2 pseudogenes are annotated in these 2,580 nt (G+C 34.4%); both read left to right on the top strand.

Annotation, left to right across the window (positions count from 1 at the left end):
* Positions 1–729: pseudogene (locus BW926_RS14450) on the top strand (hypothetical protein); the annotation flags it as partial.
* A gap of 877 nt (positions 730–1,606) precedes the next feature.
* A pseudogene (locus BW926_RS13960) lies at positions 1,607–2,580 on the top strand (hypothetical protein); the annotation flags it as partial.

The following is a 2,580-nucleotide window of genomic DNA, read 5'->3' as shown; positions in this document are numbered from 1 at the left end:
TTCTCAGGCTCAGGAAACTTTACAACAACAGGAGTTCAGACTGTAACTGTTACCGGAAGCGGAACACCGATAAATTCAGGTACATTTAATTATACCTTCTCATTGGGAAGCAGCACTTGTACTAGAAATGTAACTTATATGCCTGGAAGCAATCCTTCTCAAATTTGTCAGTTAGGACCAGATGATTTACCTTATAACTATGTCACAACAAATGGTATGACCGTATCTATTACAGCTACCCACACTGGTGATAAAGATGTAAATACGACAGGATGGAGAGGCTGCTTCAGTGGACCAGATTCAGTATATATGTCAAATTTCTGGCTATTAGGATTAAAAAATGGTGTGCATACCCCTACAACTACTGTATACTCATTTAGCAGACTAATTACTGATGCTGAAGTTGCTTTAAGTGAGCTTGATTATGGATCACCAACTCCTCAGTCTGTTACAATTACGGCTCAGGATGTAAATGGAAATGATGTACCTGTTACTTTAAGCAGAACTAAAGATTGTATACCTGGTAATAATGTTATTAATGGAAATACAGTAACACAATCTGGTGTAGGGTCAGGACGTCAAAGAAATACGAGTCTTTCTATTAAAGTAAGTGGTTCATATTATAGAAAATTAACAGTTGTACACAACGGTTCTACGGGTACTTACAGACCAGAGACAAAGAATGCAACTGCTGCAAATCTTACAGTTTGTAATGCAATTGCACAATAATAAGATTTATTATCACTAGTTTAAATGTTTTCAAAAACAGGCTATCTCAAAGATAGCCTGTTTTTTTTGCATATGGGATCCAATAGGATATGAAATTTTATAGACGAAAAATGAATAAGGCACTGGGAGAAAACGATTCTTAATTTTATTAATCATATAATGTACCACAATTTAAAGCTAGTTGTATTTTAAAAATGAGAAATTGATCTGTTTATATCTAGGGTAAAACTAATATTATAATTACCACTTATTTATTGATGAAAAAACTGATAATTACCAAGTTAAAATATATGTACATTCAATAATGTTTATTTGAAAATATTAGATTACTAACAAAAGTATTATTTAATTTCCTCACGTTGTTAATTTAAAATTATGAATTTTAATAATATGATTATCAATTTATTAAATCATAATGGTATTGAAATAGTATAGGTTTTTTTTTGTTTTTGCGGCAAATTTTAATAAGTTCGCTTCCCAAAATATAAATGTAATAATGAATCTTATTTTTAAAAGTTAAGACCAAAAATTATAAATGCTTTAAAAAAGATTCATTAGATAACAAAATAAAAAACACACAGTATGAAAAAAAGTAAAAAAACAGTATTATGTTTTAATAATACTCAAGTCGGTCTCTTTATCGACTCAAGTTGGCATAGCCAATGCCAGTCCTCAGACTACCCTACATATGGACAGAGGAAAAGACAATCCTAATACAGAAGTTTTCAATCATTATTAAATCCGGAAAATCTTATGATCAATAACCGGGATATTTGTTGTATTCATAAAGAAATGTGACAAATTGGGACGATGATGTACACACTTCTAAATTATATTCAAGATATATTTTTAGTATAGAATTTCAAAAAACATATTTATGAGAAAAAGTAAACAATTGCTGGTATTATGTCTTATAATACTCAAGTCGGTTTTTTTATCGGCACAAGTTGGTATAGCTAATGCTAACCCTCAAGCTACCCTTCATGTGGATGGAGCGAAAGATAATCCTGTAACAGGCGTTCCCAATGCTTCACAAGCTGCTAATGATGCTGTAGTAACTAAAACTGGACAATTAGGAGTAGGAACCATTAGTCCGGAAACAAAACTTCATGTTGTTGCTCAAAGCGGAAATGCAAACAGATTCAGTTTGATCGATGCCGCAATAGGTACCAATCAGCACGTTGCATTAGCTTTAAGAAATATCTCACCATTGGCAACAGGAAATTACTCCTTGTTAGGATTTACCAATAGTGGTCCTACAGCAGGAGGTGCTGCATGGGGTATGGGTACCATCCGTACAGGAAGCACGGCTACTAATGGCTCAGAGGAAGAGTTTTATGTTGGAAATTCTTTAGGAGGTCTTTATAATGAGCGAATGAGAATCAATACGCAAGGTAATGTGGGAATCAATACACCAGCACCCAATCCAAGTGCATTACTGGAGCTTACAAGCACTACAAAAGGCTTCCTGACGACAAGAATGACTACGGCTCAGCGTGATGCTATTAATCCTAAACCGGAAGGTCTTTTGATCTATAATCTGGATATTCACTGTATGCAGTACTGGAATGCTACCAAATGGGTAGGTGATTGCAACGGATCTACACCAACCAATAATACAATTACTGACTGTACCAATGCAGGATATTCAGGTACTTACCAGCAGGGAGTAGCTATGAATAACTCTACCATTAATATCAAAGTAAATGTAACGCAGGTAGGTCCTTGGAGCATTACTTCTAATACTGTAAATGGAGTAACATTCTCAGGCTCAGGAAACTTTACAACAACAGGAGTTCAGACTGTAACTGTTACCGGAAGCGGAACACCGGTAAATTCAGGTACATTTAA

The organism is Chryseobacterium sp. RU37D, assembly GCF_900156075.1.
Taxonomy (GTDB): Bacteria; Bacteroidota; Bacteroidia; order Flavobacteriales; family Weeksellaceae; genus Chryseobacterium.
This window is presented reverse-complemented; position numbering and strand designations above follow the sequence as displayed.